The sequence below is a fragment of the [Pseudopropionibacterium] massiliense genome, assembly GCF_900607225.1.
GTDB lineage: Bacteria > Actinomycetota > Actinomycetes > Propionibacteriales > Propionibacteriaceae > Arachnia > Arachnia massiliensis.
In genome coordinates, this window is record NZ_LR027842.1 from 3,219,711 (window position 1) to 3,235,542 (window position 15,832).

General features: G+C 67.2%; 17 protein-coding genes and 1 riboswitch. Of the genes, 13 read left to right on the forward strand and 4 right to left on the reverse strand.

What is annotated here, in order from left to right; genetic code table 11:
- The first annotated feature begins 58 nt into the window (after positions 1-58).
- The 5 genes from iolG (at position 59) to E0E39_RS14395 (ending at position 3,221) form a co-directional block, all read left to right on the forward strand.
- Positions 59-1,054 carry an inositol 2-dehydrogenase gene (gene iolG / locus E0E39_RS14375; protein WP_130875369.1) on the forward strand — a complete coding sequence of 332 codons (996 nt, stop codon included), beginning with the start codon at positions 59-61 and terminating at the stop codon, positions 1,052-1,054.
- Positions 1,051-1,914, forward strand: coding sequence for a sugar phosphate isomerase/epimerase family protein (locus E0E39_RS14380; RefSeq protein ID WP_130875370.1), 864 nt, complete (start codon positions 1,051-1,053; stop codon positions 1,912-1,914). The genes iolG and E0E39_RS14380 overlap by 4 nt, the downstream gene beginning before the upstream one ends.
- A gap of 142 nt (positions 1,915-2,056) precedes the next feature.
- The gene (locus E0E39_RS14385; RefSeq protein WP_130875371.1) at positions 2,057-2,413 is read left to right on the forward strand and encodes a GntR family transcriptional regulator; all 357 of its coding nucleotides are present in this window, start codon (positions 2,057-2,059) and stop codon (positions 2,411-2,413) included.
- Positions 2,410-2,679 (forward strand): DUF1648 domain-containing protein, encoded by a 270-nt coding sequence (locus tag E0E39_RS14390; RefSeq protein ID WP_130875372.1) that lies wholly within the window; start codon positions 2,410-2,412, stop codon positions 2,677-2,679. Before E0E39_RS14385 ends, E0E39_RS14390 begins: the two co-directional genes overlap by 4 nt.
- The gene (locus tag E0E39_RS14395) at positions 2,679-3,221 is read left to right on the forward strand and encodes a VIT1/CCC1 transporter family protein (protein ID WP_130875373.1); all 543 of its coding nucleotides are present in this window, start codon (positions 2,679-2,681) and stop codon (positions 3,219-3,221) included. Before E0E39_RS14390 ends, E0E39_RS14395 begins: the two co-directional genes overlap by 1 nt.
- Before the next feature lie 31 nt (positions 3,222-3,252).
- Here the strand turns inward: E0E39_RS14395 and E0E39_RS14400 are convergent, their stop codons facing one another.
- Complete coding sequence (locus tag E0E39_RS14400; protein ID WP_130875374.1) at positions 3,253-5,001, reverse strand: alpha/beta hydrolase; 1,749 nt, start codon at positions 4,999-5,001, stop codon at positions 3,253-3,255.
- A 226-nt stretch (positions 5,002-5,227) separates the two neighbouring features.
- Between E0E39_RS14400 and E0E39_RS14405 the strand changes: the two genes are divergently transcribed.
- The 3 genes from E0E39_RS14405 to E0E39_RS14415 all read left to right on the forward strand — a co-directional run bounded on the left by E0E39_RS14405 (position 5,228) and on the right by E0E39_RS14415 (position 7,565).
- Positions 5,228-6,133, forward strand: coding sequence for an SPFH domain-containing protein (locus E0E39_RS14405; protein ID WP_130875375.1), 906 nt, complete (start codon positions 5,228-5,230; stop codon positions 6,131-6,133).
- Positions 6,130-6,354, forward strand: coding sequence for a type II toxin-antitoxin system antitoxin (locus E0E39_RS14410; RefSeq protein ID WP_130875376.1), 225 nt, complete (start codon positions 6,130-6,132; stop codon positions 6,352-6,354). The genes E0E39_RS14405 and E0E39_RS14410 overlap by 4 nt, the downstream gene beginning before the upstream one ends.
- A 179-nt stretch (positions 6,355-6,533) precedes the next feature.
- The gene (locus E0E39_RS14415) at positions 6,534-7,565 is read left to right on the forward strand and encodes an aldo/keto reductase (protein WP_130875377.1); all 1,032 of its coding nucleotides are present in this window, start codon (positions 6,534-6,536) and stop codon (positions 7,563-7,565) included.
- A gap of 15 nt (positions 7,566-7,580) precedes the next feature.
- Here the strand turns inward: E0E39_RS14415 and E0E39_RS14420 are convergent, their stop codons facing one another.
- The 3 genes from E0E39_RS14420 to E0E39_RS14430 form a co-directional block, all read right to left on the reverse strand.
- Positions 7,581-7,973: a hypothetical protein gene (locus tag E0E39_RS14420; RefSeq protein ID WP_130875378.1), complete on the reverse strand. Its 393-nt coding sequence runs from the start codon at positions 7,971-7,973 to the stop codon at positions 7,581-7,583.
- Complete coding sequence (locus tag E0E39_RS14425; protein ID WP_130875379.1) at positions 7,970-8,611, reverse strand: TetR/AcrR family transcriptional regulator; 642 nt, start codon at positions 8,609-8,611, stop codon at positions 7,970-7,972. The genes E0E39_RS14420 and E0E39_RS14425 overlap by 4 nt, the downstream gene beginning before the upstream one ends.
- Before the next feature lie 185 nt (positions 8,612-8,796).
- Entirely contained in the window at positions 8,797-11,139 is a 2,343-nt protein-coding gene (locus E0E39_RS14430) for a glycogen debranching protein (RefSeq protein WP_130875380.1), read from the reverse strand.
- Positions 11,140-11,317: 178 nt separating this feature from the next.
- On the opposite strand from E0E39_RS14430, the gene E0E39_RS14435 reads away from it, so the two are divergent.
- From E0E39_RS14435 to mshB, 5 genes are all read left to right on the forward strand, one after another.
- Entirely contained in the window at positions 11,318-12,019 is a 702-nt protein-coding gene (locus tag E0E39_RS14435) for a hypothetical protein (RefSeq protein ID WP_130875381.1), read from the forward strand.
- 139 nt (positions 12,020-12,158) lie between these two features.
- A complete protein-coding gene (locus E0E39_RS14440; protein ID WP_130875382.1) occupies positions 12,159-12,704 on the forward strand; it encodes a hypothetical protein in 546 nt (181 codons plus the stop codon).
- Between the two features lie 632 nt (positions 12,705-13,336).
- Positions 13,337-13,708: a hypothetical protein gene (locus tag E0E39_RS14445; protein ID WP_130875383.1), complete on the forward strand. Its 372-nt coding sequence runs from the start codon at positions 13,337-13,339 to the stop codon at positions 13,706-13,708.
- A 231-nt stretch (positions 13,709-13,939) separates the two neighbouring features.
- Positions 13,940-14,515: a hypothetical protein gene (locus E0E39_RS14450; RefSeq protein WP_130875384.1), complete on the forward strand. Its 576-nt coding sequence runs from the start codon at positions 13,940-13,942 to the stop codon at positions 14,513-14,515.
- Between the two features lie 122 nt (positions 14,516-14,637).
- Complete coding sequence (gene mshB / locus E0E39_RS14455; RefSeq protein WP_245988353.1) at positions 14,638-15,531, forward strand: N-acetyl-1-D-myo-inositol-2-amino-2-deoxy-alpha-D-glucopyranoside deacetylase; 894 nt, start codon at positions 14,638-14,640, stop codon at positions 15,529-15,531.
- Between the two features lie 92 nt (positions 15,532-15,623).
- Positions 15,624-15,794: riboswitch (cobalamin riboswitch) on the forward strand.
- Positions 15,795-15,832 lie beyond the last annotated feature (38 nt).

The window sequence follows — 15,832 nt, forward strand, 5'->3', positions numbered from 1 at the left end:
CGGCCCAGCAAACCGGCATCAAGGCCAGCGGGCATCTCACTCCCAGGAAGGAAACCCCATGCTGCGCATCGCAGTGATAGGCGCGGGTCGCATCGGCAAGGTCCATGCCGCCACCGTCGCCGCTCATCCCCAGGCCCGGCTCGTGCTGGTCTGCGACCCCGTCATCGAGGCCGCGAAGGCCCTCGCCGAGCCCCTCGGGGCGCGCGCCTCCGCCGACGCCGCCGAGGCCTTCTCCGCCGACGACGTGGACGCGGTGGTCATCGGCTCCCCCACCCCCCTGCACGCCGAGCACGTCCTGGCGGCCGCCCGCGCGGGCAAGGCCGCGCTGTGCGAGAAACCCGTCGCGTCCTCCGTCGAGGCGGCCCGTGAACTGGCCGCCGAGCTCGCGACCTTCGAGCACCCGCCGGTGATGGTCGGGTTCCAGCGCCGCTACGACCCCTCCATCGCGAAGGCCCAGCGGCTCGCCGCCGAGGGCCGGATCGGGCGCGTCGAGCAGCTCACCATCGTCTCCCGCGACCCCGCCCCGCCGTCGGCGGAGTACCTGGCGCAGTCGGGTGGCGTGTTCAAGGACATGACCATCCACGACTTCGACGAGGCCCGGTTCTTCCTGGGCGAGATCGTCTCCGTCAACGCCATCGGGCAGAAGCTCGACCCGGCGCTGGCCGACATCGACGACTTCGACGGCGCCGTCACGACCCTGCGGGCCGCCAGCGGCGCGGTCGCGATCATCAGGAACACCCGTCACTGCGTCAGCGGCTACGACCAGAAGGTGGAGGTCTTCGGGTCCGAGGGCGAACTGGTGGCCGAGAACCTGCGCTCCACGTCGCTGGTCATCAACGACGCCACCGGGTCGGCCACCCAGGAGGTCTACCTCGACTTCTTCCTGGAGCGCTACGCCGACGCCTACCGCGACGAGCTCACGGCCTTCATCGACGCCGTCAACAACGGCTCCCCCGTGACCCCGACCGTCGAGGACGGCGTGGCCGCGCTGGTGCTGGCCGAGGCCGCGGAGCGTTCCGCCCGCAGCGGGCAGAGCGTGGAGGTGGCGAGGTGAGGATCGCGGGGGCCCCGATCTCGTGGGGCGTGTGCGAGGTGCCGGGCTGGGGGTTCCAGATGAGCCCCGACCGGGTGCTCTCCGAGATGGTGGAACTGGGTTTGACGGCCACGGAGTTCGGTCCGCAGGGCTGGCTGCCCGTCGAACCCGAGGCCCGCGCGGCCGCGGTGAAGGCGCACGGCCTGACCCCCGTCGGCGCGTTCTTCCTGGCCGTGATGCACGACCCCGACCACGACCCGATTCCGGCCGTCAGGGCGGAGCTGGAGGCGTTCCGCGTCGCCGGCGGGTCGGTGCTGGTGCTGGCCTGCGACTCGGGTCGCGAGGGCTACGACAACCGTCCCGTCCTCGACGAGCAGGGCTGGGCGACGCTGTACCGCAACCTGGACCGAATCGCCGAGGTGTGCGCCGAGGCCGGCGTGACGGCGTGCGTGCACCCGCACTGGGGCACCATGATCCAGAACGCCGACGAGGTGGAGCGGATCCTCGACGAGACCGGCGTCGGGCTGTGCCTCGACACCGGCCACCTGATGGCGGGCGGCGCGGACCCGGTGGACATCGTGCGCCGCCACCCGGAGCGGGTCGCGATCGTGCACGCGAAGGACGTCCACAAGGAGCTCACCGACAAGCTCCTGACCGGGGAGCTCACCTGGAGCGAGGGCATCAGGGCCGAGATGTTCGCCTCCATCGGCGACGGCGACGTGGACTTCGCCACCATCGTCTCCCTGCTGAACGGGGTGGGCTTCGACGGCTACTGGGTGCTGGAGCAGGACATCATGCTCGACGAGGATCCCGCCCCCGGCGAGGGTCCCATCCACGACGCCCGCAGGTCCTTCGAGGCGCTGAAATCCCTGGCGGGCTGAACGCCTCCACACCCTTTCCCAGCTGGTTGAGCCGGGTCGCCACGAAGGAGCGGTCCGGCTCAACCAGCTTCACCATTTCCAGGCCGGATGACCCGATCCACAGCCTGTTGCCCAGCCGCATATTTCTAGTTACAATAGAAATATGTTGTGGCGGGTCAATCCTTCGTCGTCCACTCCGCTCTTCGAGCAGGTGGCGGCTTCCGTGCGGCGGGCCATCGCGGACGGAACCCTCCAGCCCAAGGAACGCCTGCCTTCCGCGAAAGAGGTGGCGGCCGCCCTCGATATCAACATGCACACCGTGCTGCGCGCCTATCAGCTGCTGCGGGACGAGGGACTCATCGAGCTGCGCAAGGGCCGCGGTGCGGTCGTGCTCGCGACGGCGCCGGGATTCTCCCGGCTCAGCGATCTGATCGCCCAGACGATGGCGGAGAGCAACCGGCTCGGGATTCCGCTGGACGACCTCATCCGCATGTTCCGGGAAAGGACTGAATCACGATGACCACACGCAACACCGGATCCACGCTCCCCCCGCGACGCCCGTCGTCGCTCCGGCGCCGCGCGGTCCTCGTTCCCCTGGTCGTCGCCGTCTGTTTCTCCGCCGGTTCCGCCCTGGCCGTCTGGATGATCCGTGACGACCTGCCCGCGCGGATCGCCGTGCACTGGGGAGCCGATGGCAGGGCGGACGGCTTCACCGAGGGGTGGGCTTCGGCGTCGGGACACTCACCTGGCTCGTCACCCGCGCCCCGCGACGAGAGGCCGTGGTGATGACCGCCCCTCTGCACGACGGGGCGAGCCAGCCCACGGCAGGCGATCGGATCGCCTGGACCGGTCGCACCACCACGAGCAGGATGATCTGGATCGTTCTTCCCATCCTGCTGGTACCCACCGTATCGATGGCCGTCTTCCTCATGGCGCAGGGGCACTGGAGCGCCGCTCTCTTCGTGCTGGCGCTTGCCGTTCTTGGCGCGGTCTCGCAACTGGCCACCTGTTCACGGGTGATCATCGACTTCCGCGGGATCAGGGTGCTCGGCCTCGGGATCGTCCGCTGGGTCAGTCTTCCGTTGAGCACTCTGGAGAGCGCGACATCGACCACGGCGTACCCTCTGGGTGATTTCGGCGGTTGGGGGCGCCGCATCTCCCTCGACGGCACGATGGATGGTTTCGTCACCGCCGAGGGCCCGGCGCTCCGCATCGCCCGAACGGAGGGAAAACCCCTGGTGATCACCCTCGGGGACGCCGAGACCGCGGCGACGGTGCTGAACACCCTCATCCAGCGCAGAACGGTCACATCCGCACGCACCGCGTGAGGATGCCCGCGCACATGGCACCGCCAGGGTCTCAGCGGGCCGGGCAGGAGGTGCCGTCGGCGGGAGCCTCGCCGGTGGTGAAGAATGTCACCACCGCCTCGTCGACGCATGTGCTCTTCCTCGAGAAGGCGACCGCGTGCCCCTCCCCCTCCCACGTGAGCAGTGTGGCGGACTCGAGCTGCTTCGCCATGGCGGCGGAGTTGTCGTGTGGGGTCACGGGGTCGACCTTGGATCCGATCACCAGGATGGGACCGGCCCCCTTGGCGGTCAATGTGAGGTTGGGCGCGGAGTCCGCGGTCCAGTACTCGCACATCGGGAGCATCCCGAGGTTGGCCGCGAACACCGGGGCCTCGGCGGCGTGATTGGACAGGTCCTTGGCCGCGGCCTCGATGCCCCGGTCGGGACGGTCCGTGCAGGAGATGGACGGGAAGGCGTAGGTGAACGTCGTCCACCCGTTGCCCTGGTGCCCGGTGATGGCGTCGAAGGACGCGAGGAGCGCCCTCCCGTCACCGTCGACGGCCTGCTGGACGGCCGCCGCCAGCCTCGGGTAGGTGGCCGCGGTGCCGTAGAGCGCGGCCCCGATCCCGAGGGCCGCCGCCGACTGCGTGAGCTTCCGTTCCCCCGCGGCCACGGGGGTTGCGTCGAGACCCTTGAGGAAGGTGTCGATGCGGCTGAGCACGGCCTCGCGATCCTCACCGAGGGAACAGGACGCCTTCCCCGCACACCAGTCGGCGAAATGCTGCAACGCCTTCTCGAAACCGTCGACGCCCAGCAGGGGCGGGGAGGGAACGGAGATGTCGACGGCGGAGTCGAGGACCAGATGCCCGGAGCGTTCCGGGAAGAGCTCGGCATAGGTCGCGCCGACGAAGGTGCCGTAGGACCAGCCGAGATAGTCCAGCCTCTCCGCGCCGAGCAGATGCCGGAGCAGGTCGAGGTCACGGACGTTCTCGATGGTGCTCACGTGATCCAGCAGTTCACCGGAGGCGTCGCGGCACTGCCTGGCGAAGCCCTTCCACGCCTCCCGTCGCGCCGCCGCCTCGGCTTCGTCGTCGGGGGTGTTGTCGGCCAGGAAGGCGGCGTCCGTCTGCTCCGTGGTGCCGCACTCGACATGGGTGGATTCCCCCACACCTCGCGGATCCCAGCCGACGAGGTCGTACCCGGGAACCACGTCGGCGGGTAGTGCCCGAATGGTGGGGCGCGCCGACTCGCCCGGCCCGCCGGGGTTGAAGAACAGCGGGCCCCGGCTCGGGGCGGCCGACGGTTTCCGCGTCAACGCGATGTCCAGCGACGCCCTGCCCGGGTTCTCCCAGTCCAGCGGCACCTTCATCGTCGCGCACTCAACGCCCTCGCCACAGGTCTGCCACGTGATCTCCTGCCGGGCATACGTCGCGAGGTCGTCGCCGAGCGCGGCGGGCAGTCGCACCACGGGGTCGCCGGCGCCCTCGTAGTCGAGTTGGCGATCCCGGTTCCGCCCCTCCACCGCGGGCCAGGTCTCGTGTTCCGACACAGGAGTCGTCGGCACCCCGGGTTGCTCCCGCACCTCGGGCGAGGGGGAAGCGGAGGAGGAGGGAGAGGGAGAGGGAGAGGGAACGGCCACCGAGGAGGTCGGCGACGGGGACAGCGGGGGCGGGGATGTGGACGCAGGCGACGAAACCGCCGAACCGCTGCCGGAGGGACGGGCCCCGCCACCGTTCCGGGTGATGCCACAGGCGGCCAGCGACGCCACCGTCACAATGGCGGTCGCCCCCACCAGGGGGCGCAACAGGTCGAGTTTTCTCATGAGCTTCTCCTTGGAGATCGCAGTTGTGCGGTGGAAACCAGCGACGTCCCTGTGCCACACACCCCGTAACCAACCGTTCAGAACACTACGAGAGCGCTCCACTGCGGGCATCGAGGTTTCCCCTGAAATCTCCCGGAGCAGGCGTCTTCACACCCACGTCTCGTCGCCGCCACCACGCGGACCCCAAAATCTGATATCATTTTGACATCACGAAGAAGGAGTCGACATGACCACCAACGTTCCACTTCCCTCCACCCCGGATGTCGACGTGCAGGAGCGCCGAGCCTGGGCCCTGCCCGGAGGCATCGGCATTCTGGGGATCGTCGTGGCAGTCGGGGTGATCGCCCTGGGGGCCCAGCAGATCAGCATCGACAACCTGCCCCTGGGGCCGATCCTCGTCGGGGTCGGGGCGCTGCTGCTGGCCGTCCTGGCCTCCGGCGTGTGCATGCTCAGCCCCGGTGAGGCGAAGGTGCTGGAGTTCTTCGGTTCCTACATCGGCACCGTCCGCAAGCCCGGCCTGTGGTTCGTGGTCCCGTTCGTCGTCCAGAAGAAGATCTCGGTGAAGGTCCACAACTTCGAGACCCACGAGCTGAAGGTCAACGACGCCGACGGCAACCCGATCAACATCGCCGCCATCGTCGTGTGGCAGGTGGCCGACACCGCCCAGGCCAAGTACGCCGTCGAGGACCACATCGACTTCGTGCGCGTCCAGTCCGAGGCGGCGCTGCGGCACATCGCGATGAGCCACCCCTACGACAACCAGGACACCACGATCACGCTGCGCGGCGACACCGAGGTGATCGCCAGGGAGATGGCCGACGAGGTGGCGGCGCGGATCGCGCTGGCCGGGCTGCGTGTCGTCGAGACCCGGATCTCGTCGCTGGCCTACGCCTCCGAGATCGCGCAGGCGATGCTGCAGCGACAGCAGGCCGCCGCCATCATCGCGGCCCGCGAGAAGATCGTCGAGGGCGCGGTCTCCATGGTCCAGGACGCCCTCAACCAGCTCGAGGCCGCCGACGTCGTGGTCCTCGACGACGAGCGCCGCGCCGCGATGGTCTCCAACCTCCTGGTGGTGCTGTGCGGCGACTCGCGGGCGACACCCATAGTCAACGCAGGGTCACTGTATCAGTGACCCCGAGATCCGCGGATCGGCCGGAGCGCAAACAGGTGCTGCTCCGGCTCGATCCATCCGTGCACACGGCCCTGGCGCGCTGGGCCGCCGACGACCTGCGGTCGGTGAACGCGCAGATCGAGTACCTGCTCCGCGACGCCCTGAAACGGGCCGGCCGCCTGCCGGGCGACGCCGCCCCCATGCGCCGCCCGGGTCGCCCCCCGAAATCGGAATCCGGCTGAGTGATCCCACAGCCGGTTGAGCCGGGTCGCGAGCACCCCTTCCGAAGCCGGTTGAGCCGGGTCGCGAGGAACGAGCGACCCGAGTCGAAACCACCACCGGTTTCTGGACCACTGGCCCCGTTTCATGGTTGTGGAGGAATCCATCCACGTAGGATCGGAATCCGGAGAGGAGAGGCGAGATGGAACGCAGGCGGATGGGCAGCAGCGGGGTTTCGGTCTCGACGCTGGCGCTGGGAACGATGACCTTCGGGGCGGAATCCCCGGTCGGGGAGTCCTTGGCGATGCTGGATGTCTACGTGGAGGCGGGAGGCAATTTCATCGACACCGCCGACGTCTACGCCGACGGCACCTCCGAGGAGATCGTCGGCGAGTGGCTCCGCTCCCGGCCGCGGGAGGTCACCCAGGAGGTGGTGCTGGCGACGAAAGGGCGTTTCCCCACCTCGGCGCTCGGCGGGTCGCTGGGGGCGTCGCGACGGCACCTGCGTCGCGCGCTCACCGAGAGCCTGCGGCGCCTGCGGGTCGATCACGTCGACCTCTACATCGTGCACTCCTGGGATCCCGTCACCCCGGTCGAGGAGACCATGGACTTCCTGGACCGGGCGGTCAGCGACGGCCTGATCGGCTACGGCGGCATCTCCAACTATCTGGGCTGGCAGATCCAGCGGGCCGTGCGGGCCTGCGACGCACGGGGGCTGCGCCGCCCCGTCATGCTGCAGCCCGCGTACTCGCTGCTGCGCCGCGAGGCCGAGTGGGAGATGCTGCCCTCGGCCGCCGACGCGGGGCTGGGTGTGATGGCGTGGTCGCCGCTGGCGGGCGGCTGGCTAACCGGCAAGTACTCCCGCGACGACACCCCGACGGGCACCACCCGGCTCGGCGAGAACCCGCATCGCGGCATCGAGGCCTACGACCGGATCGCCCGCGACGAGCGCACGTGGGAGATCCTCGACGCCCTCCGGCAGGTCGCGGCCGACAACGACACCACCCCGGCCAACGTCGCACTGGCCTGGGTGGTCGCACAACCCGGCGTCACCACCGCGATCCTGGGAGCCCGCACCGTCGAACAGCTGCGGGCGAACCTGTCCGCGGCGTCACTCACCCTGGCCCCGGGGCAGCTGGCGGATCTGACGGCCATCTCCATCCCACGAACCGGCCCGTGGCCGTACGGCCCCGACGGCGTGACCCAGCGGTCGCGGGGCGAAGACGAGGGATAGCGCCCCGGAACCGGTTCAGCCGGGCAACGGCCGCAGGACACCGAGCAGCACCAGGACCAGCAGCAGCTGCACGATCCCCAGGCCGCCCCACAGCGCGTGGGGCCAGAGGAAGCTGTTCAGCACCAGGCATTCGCCCGCGATCCACCCGATCATCACCGCCCCGGCGAGCGCGTGTCCCAGCGGAAGCCATCGCCTCACCCGCAGATGGACGACGACGGCTGCCCACTGGAATCCGCCGACGACCACCCCGAGGAGCAGGGCGGCCAGGACGTACTGGCCCGCGAACACCGTGGTCTCGAGCATCGGGGCGAACCACCGCGGAACGACCACCAGTTCAACCGCCCCGACCAGCGTCGAGAGGATCTGGAAGACGGCGATACCCAGCAAGCAGCCTCGCGCCACCCTCACGACTCCCCCTCCGACCGACCGGATTTCACCGCGTAGGTGTCCCGGAAGTGTTTCAGGTGCAGGTCGAGCAGGCGTTGCGCCTCGGGTTCGCGGCCGGGCTCCTCCGCCGCTGCCAGGATCGCCAGGATCGGCCCCCAGAAGGCCAGGGCGAGGGCCTCCGGGTCGGCGGGACGGAATCTCCCCTTGCGGACGAGTTCGGCGAAGACGGCCGCCTGGAAGGCCAGGGGGCGTTCCGCGGTCAGTTCGCGCAGCAGCCGGGCGGCCTCCGGGGTGCGGTACTGCTCGAGGGTCAGCACGCGACGCGCCGCGACGATCTCCGGGTCGTGCAGCCAGGCGTCCAGGAATCCGCCGGCGGCATCTCCCAGGTGGTCGAGGGTGATGGTCTCGTAGACGGGCGCGGCATCCTTCGGATGCCCGAGCGGAACACCGAAACGCCTCGCCACCGCGACCAGGCGTTCGTCGATGCGGGCCAGCAGTGCGTCGAGCACGGCCTGCTTGCTGGCGAAATGGTTGTAGACGGAGCTCTCCTTGATTCCCACCGCAGCAGCGAGATCACGAACGGAGGTACCCGCGAACCCGTCGACGGCGAATCGCTGCTGCGCGACGTCCAGCAGGGCGGATCGTGTGTCACGACGCATGGAATCAGCTCCTGACCTCCGGAAGCGGTTTCGAGCCGGGCCCGGGAGGGCTCTCCCTCACAACCTTTGACTAACATTTGTTAGTTTAGCGCGCGGGATGCCCCACGGCCGTGATCGCAATCCGTGGAACACGGCCGGGTCGGGTGCCCGAAGGGCTCACCCGACCCGGTTCCGCACGAATCGGATCAGCCGACGGGGGCAGGGGAGTCGTGCCAGACCACCACGGACCACGGCTGCACCTGGGCCACACCGTCGAGGATCATGCCCTCACCCTCCGGCCAGGAGTTGTCGGCGGGCTCTGCCCAGACTCCCGTGTCGATCAACCGACGCCACACCCTGCCCTCGGCAGGTATCGGCGCATTGAACTTGACCTGGGCGTCGGCCATGTTGATCATCATGAGGAAGTTGTCGCCGGGAGAGTTGATGTAGACGCTGAGCGCCCTGTCCCCGTCCTGCGGATGCCCTTCCAGCGACGGGGTGTGGAACAGGTAGGAGACATCCCTGTCATCGGGAACCATGTCCCCGTAATGGGGTTGTTGCAACGATTCGTGGCGCTGCCGCAGGTTCGCCAGGAACCTGGTGAACCGGAACAGCCCGTTGACGTCCGATTCCGTCTCGAAGGTGCCGAGGTTGTCATGGTATGTCGCATCCGTCACACCGGGGGCGACCGCAACCTGCTGCGGGGCGTTGGTGGGGATCATGGCGTAGTTGTTCCACATCGCCACCGAGTCGATCTCCCACGGGTTGTTGTTGCCGTTCTGGGTGCGGCCGAACTCGTCGCCCGCGACGAACATCGGCACCCCGCGTGAGAAGTACAGGATGGTCAGGAAGTTGCGGATTCGCTGCCGCCGCAGCTCCCGCGACCCCCCGGAGTCCCACGACAGGTTGTTGTCCGAGCCGCCGTCGGAAGGACCGAACGGGTAGGGCTGAGCGTTGTTCTTCTCCTGGTAGCTGACCAGGTCGGCCATGTTGAAGCCGTCGTGGGCGTCGATGAAGTTGATGGTCTTCTGGGGCCCACCGTTGTCGGCGAAGTGTTCGTGGTCACCGTTGACGACGTCCAGGAACTCGGCGGTGTTGCCGTCACCCTTCGCGAAACGACGCACCGCGTCACGGTAGCGGCCGTTCCACTCGGCCCAGCCGCGCGGGAAGTTGCCGACCTCGTACCCCCACAGGTCCCACGCCTCCGCGATGACCTCGATGTGCTGCTCCTCGGCGAACTCGGCGATGGCGGTCAGCAGCGGGTGGTCGGTGTAGAAGCGCTTCTGGTTGTCCCAGTCCTCCCGGGCGGCGTCGTTGGGTTTGCGACCGAGCACCGTCGCCAGGTCGAAACGGAATCCGTCCACCCCCATCTCGACGGTCCAGTGTTCGAGCGAGTCGAGCACCAGCTGCTGTGCGACGGGGGAGGAGTAGTTGAGCTGGTTGGATGTGCCCGTGGCGCCGTCGACCAGCGCGTGCGACGCCGTCATCACGTAGTACTCGGCGGCTGCGAATCCTCCGAGGGAGGTGAATCCGACGGTGTTCGGGTCGCCGCCCCAGTTGCCACCCTCCGCGGTGTGGTTGTAGACGACGTCGAGGTAGACCTCCAGCCCGGCCTCGTGGAAGGCGGCCACCATCTGCTGGAACTCGCGCGTCGGCCCACCCAAGGACTTGTCGTGGGCGTACTTGCGGTTGGGGGCGAAGAAAGCCAGCGTCATGTAGCCCCACGAGTTCGTGTGGCCCTCACGCGAGGACTCGGACTGGTTGGTCTCGTGGATGGGCAGCAGCTCCAGGGTGGTGATACCGAGGGCCTTCAGGTAGGGCGCCATCATCCCAACCCCCCGGTAGGTTCCCAGGTACTCCCCGGGGATGTTCACCACGTCCTCGAAACCCGGCTCCCTGCTGAGCAGCGTGCCGAGTCTGACGATCGAGGGGTGCCCGACGATCTGTGAGACCGACGCCTCGTAGATGGCGGCCTTCTCGCCCGGCAGCCTCGGTTTGGTGAACACCGGGCTGGTGGGTCGCAGGATCACCCCCTTGGGGGCGATGTGGGCGGTGTCGGCCTCGCGGCGGGGCGCGCCCCGGTAGTCGTCGGGACCGGTGCCGAAGGCGCCGCCGTCGAGGCCGGTCTCCAGGATCGCATCGGAATAGACGGTGTGGGTGATCTCCCGGGCGTAGGGGTCGAACATCACCTTGTTGGGGTTGAAACGGTTGCCGTGCTCGTCGATGTCAGCGACGAAACCAACGGAGCTGCCGGGCTTCCATGCGGGATCCCAGGGCCAGTTCGCACCCCAGACGCGGAACCCGTAGAGATCGTATTCGGAGACGCCACGCACGTGGGCCCGCCACACCCCGTCGGGGCCCTCCGACATCACGAAGGAGGCCGCGGCGTCGACCCCCAGGGCCCGGGGGAAGAAATCAAGCTGAACCCGGCTGGCGTCAGGGGCGTAGACCGCGAAGGTCGCACCATCGTCGGTGAGGTGCGCACCGAGCGGCCACTCGGCGTGCCCCCAGTTCTCGGGCTGCACGGGAGCCATACAGGAAACGTCCATGTGGGACATCATGACACGGGCACCGGCGGAATCACGTGGTCGAGCCGGGCCTCTCGCGGATCGAACCGGCCTTGCCCGGATCCGGGACCACGAAGACTGCACCGCGGGGATTCCACACTTTCAGGCCGCCACGAGGCCGGTACGGCTAGAATTGATGGGCAACTCGGAAAGGCCCACGATGAATCATCCGGACTCTCCCAACCCCGCCCCCTCGGATCCCGGCGCCACCGCCATGCCATCATTCCGGCCTCCCGGTCCGCCACCGCAGCCATACGCCGGATCGCCGCAGAATCCCTACGCGCAACAGCCCGGCCATTCCGCGCCCCACGAACAGACACCGCCCCTGTACGGGTACCAGACACCCTACGGGCAGGTGCCGCCACCGTATGGGGTGGTTCCACCGATGGGCGGTCCGAGACGACCCGTCACCGCGACCGCCGCGGCCATCCTCGGAATCATCAGCGGCTCGCTGGGGATCTTCATCGTGGCGGGGGCCTTGAACGTTGCCATCAGCAACTGGTCAAGAAGTTCGTCGGATCCCGTGGCCAGCGCCACGTCGCTGTTCCTGTCCCTGACGACCATCGCCATCGTCACCGGTCTCCTCGTCTGCGGGATCCGCTTCCTGGGCGGCAAGGGATACAAGCTCTTGCTGTCCTCGGTTGTCGCGCAGGCCGTGATGACGACATTCTTGACCGCGATGATGCTGTACGGCGCACAGTTCATCGCCGACATGAATTCCACCAGTTCCAACAGATCGGCGGCGGCCGGATTGGTGGTGCTCGCCGTCTTCTACGGACTGGTTGGCCTGGGATTGTCCATCAGCAACGTCATCCTGCTGCTCAGACCCGCGACGAGACTGTGGGTGAAGCAGGTTTCCTGACCCCGGCCCGGCCCACATCACATCAAAGGGGCAGGACACCTTGGCGCCGGGCATGGGGACGTACGTCGGATTGAGGACACATCCCCTGAATTAAGTACAGTCTCGTACCAGTAATGGACCCGCACAGAAAGGCCCACGAATGAGCCAACCCGGAGCACCCTACGGATCACCAAACGGAACACCCCCGCCCCAGGGATACGGCCCGCCCGGCGGCTTCCAACAGCGCCCGAAGGGGGCGAAGGCCGCGGCCACGCTGGGCATCGTCAGCGGGTCGCTGGGCATAGCATCCGCGGTGTTGACCATTGCCTTGAACAGGGCCTTCCAGAGCGAACTCGACAAGCTGCAGGACAGGGCCAGGGCGGATCTGCTCGCCCAGGCGATGAATCTCGTGAACATGACCTACGTCCTGGCCGTGGCCATGATCGTCGTCGGGGCCCTCCTCCTGGTGAGCGGCATCCAGTTCCGCAGCAGCAAGGGATACACGCTCCTGACCGCCGGCGCCATCGCGCAGATCGTGATCGTGGTGGCGGACCTGCTCCTCGCGCTGAGCGCTTCGGGATTGCTCAACACCCCACCCAATGCCGGAACGTTCCTACGTGTGGCGGCCGGGTTGGGCCTGGCGATCGCCACCCTCACAAACCTGTCCAAATCGGAGACGAAGCGGTGGAAGGACTCCGTGTCCTGACGTCGGCACCGCTTTCCCACGGTGGCCGTCCCGGACCTGCTCCGGGGCGGCCACCAGATTTTTCAGGGAACCCGTGGGTTGTCGACGGGTTGGCCCTGCGCCCCACGAGCGATGACGGACGAGGCAAGGACGTACAGGATGCTGGTTGAGCCAGCTCGTGAGCGCCAGCGAACGGCTGCGTCGAAACCAGCGGGCGGCCGAGAAATACACTCGGACCCCGATTCCTCAGATACCCGCGGGGTGGTTTCGACTCGGACTGCTCCTTCGTCGCGCACCGGCTCAACCAACTTCGGAGAGGCCATGAATAAGCCTCGATGACGGTTGACCCCACGAATTGTTATAGTTGACGCATGGACACGGACTTATTTCGAGGGGCTCATTGAATGAGCCCAGTGGACTGTCACGACCACGCCGTAACTCCGGACCCGGATTCCCCAACCAATTCATCTGTTCAACAGCTTGAGCATCATCTCGCTCACCGCACTCCGGCAAGCCGTGACCAAGCACCCCGGTCACAGCCGCCATCCCCACACGGGACTCCTCCTCGCCCAAACAGTCAAGAACGACCCAGAACCGCCACAACCGCGGCCATTCTCGGAATCGTCAGCGCCTCGCTGGCATTGCCACCCACCTTGGGGGCCGCCTATCTCAACTGCATATCTTCGGCACACTTCTACGGCGACTCAGGGGCATTGCTCGGGTGGGTTCTTATTCTGATCACCCTTCCCGTCCCCATCGCTCTGCTCATCGCTGGAATCACTTTTCTCAAAGGAAGGGGCTACGCGGCGCTGCTGTCCTCCGCCGTCTGGCAGATCATACTGACAACAGTCTATGCATTGCTGTGGCTCCTGGTCTTGTTGAACTTCATCAGAACAGTCTCCATTCTGGGCGGGTTCTTCATATTTGCCACGATCTACACGCTGACAGATCTGGGGCTGACCGTAAGCAGCCTCGTCCTGTTGCGCAAGCCCGCAACCCGGCAATGGGCGAAGCAGGTTTCCTGACACCGCTCGCGAGACTCACAGCAGCCCACGGGCATGGATGACCCTGAAGAGCTGTACAATTATGGCAATGGATTCGCCCATGAAAGGTACATTGACATGACCTTGGGGTCTCCCGATCCAAGGCAGCCGGATCCTTCTTTGACAGGATACCCGCCATACCCACAGGCCGATCCCCTTCGCCAATACGGAAACCCCGCACCCCCATCGGCCCCTCACAACCAACATCCCAGCATGTTCCAGTGCCCGACGCCCCACGGGCAGATGCCATTTTCACTTGCAGGAAACCAGTCCTCGCACGGCCCCACGATGCAGTCAAGAATCGCCAGAAATGCCGCCATCACCGGGATCATCAATGGGGGAGTGGCACTCCACGGCACAGGTTTCACCATAGCGCTGACCAGCTTCAACATGACGACGATGCGGATAACACCAAGCATCACCTCATTGCTCTCCATCGCGCTGGGCTCCCTCATTACCGCCGGCCTCCTCACCGGGGGGATTTTCTTCCTGCGAGGACGAGGATACAAGATACTGCTGACAACGGCCATCCGCCAGCTCATTTCCGCGCTGTGCAACATTGCAATAGCATTTACCACGGCATTTGATCGCGCAGGAACAGGATTCATAGTCGATCCCTATGACCTGTTTTACAGGGTTTTCACTGAGCCCTTTGGATCATTTGGACTCGCGCTCTCCTTCTGCATTATTGCCCACTTGTTCATGTGGCAGCGGGAAAAACAGCCCCCCCGCTCCTCCCAAACCATGCCGACAACCATGGGGCAGCCTCACCAGTACCCATTCACCTGACCGCACAACCTCCATCCGGTGGGTCTGGCCGGCGCCCTCACCCGTCCCTCCTGCTCCGCGTCCCGGGAAGCCACTTTCCGGATGCGCTTTTCCTGCATCCCCCCGGGGCTATCCTTGCCCCCGTGTCTGATCGCCGTTTGATGTTCGTCCACGCCCACCCCGACGACGAGTCGTCGCAGTCGCCCGCCACCATGTCGCGTTACGTCGACGAGGGCGCCCAGGTGACGCTGGTCACCTGTACCCTGGGGGAGCTGGGCGAGATCCTGGTGCCCGAGTGGGAGCACTACACCCCGGAGGAGCTGGGCGCGCACCGCATCGACGAACTGGCGAGGGCACTCGAGATCGTCGGTATCACCGACCACGTGTGGCTGGGCGGCAAGGGCAGGTACCACGACTCCGGCATGGCCACCGACGACGAGGGCCGCGCGATCCCCCGCGACGAGCTGCCCGACGGCGCTTTCTGGGCCGCCGACCTGCTGGAGGCCTCCGACCATCTCGTCGCCCTGATCCGCGACCGCCGGCCCCAGGTGATCGCCACCTACGACCAGAACGGCAACTACGGCCACCCCGACCACATCCAGGCGCACCGCGTCACCATGTACGCCACGCTGCTGGCGGGGGTGTCGTCGTACCGGCCGGACCTGGGTGAGCCGTGGCAGGTGAGCCGGGTGCTGTGGATCAGCCACAACCCGCAGGCGTGGATCAAGGCCGCGGAGAAGGCCCGCGAGCTGGGCATGCCCCTGCCCGAGGGCGTGGACGAGGAGGCCATGCGCCGCCGCTTCAACATCGACCCGCGTCACATCGCGGCGGTGATCCCCTACGAGGGTCGCGCCGACCTGTGCCAGGCCGCCCTGGAGGCCCACCGCAGCCAGGTGGACCCGGAGCACCCGCTGTGGAGAATGTTCCGTTTCATGCGCACCGTCGAGGGGGCGGGCGAGGCCTACCGGCTGGCGGCGGGGGTTCCCTTCCCCGGTGACGGCCCCGCCGACGACCTGTTCGCAGGCCTCGACGTCTGAGAGATCCCCGCTCCCCATCACCCCGCGCCACCGGATTGAACCGGTGGCGCGGGGTTTGTTCGGCGATGAGACAAATTTGTTCTTCAACTGCTAATCTCCGCCGTGAAGCTGGTCCGCCGAGGACATGGGAACCCGGTGAGAATCCGGGACTGACGCGCAGCGGTGACGGTGACAAACCTGCGATGCAGGCCACTGGGGAAACCCGGGAAGGCAGCAGGCGAGGAGGATCCGGAGTCCGAAGACCGCAGCTTCGTTCTATCGGCTGAGAGCCTCGCGAACGGGCTCGTGGACACTGGAGCTT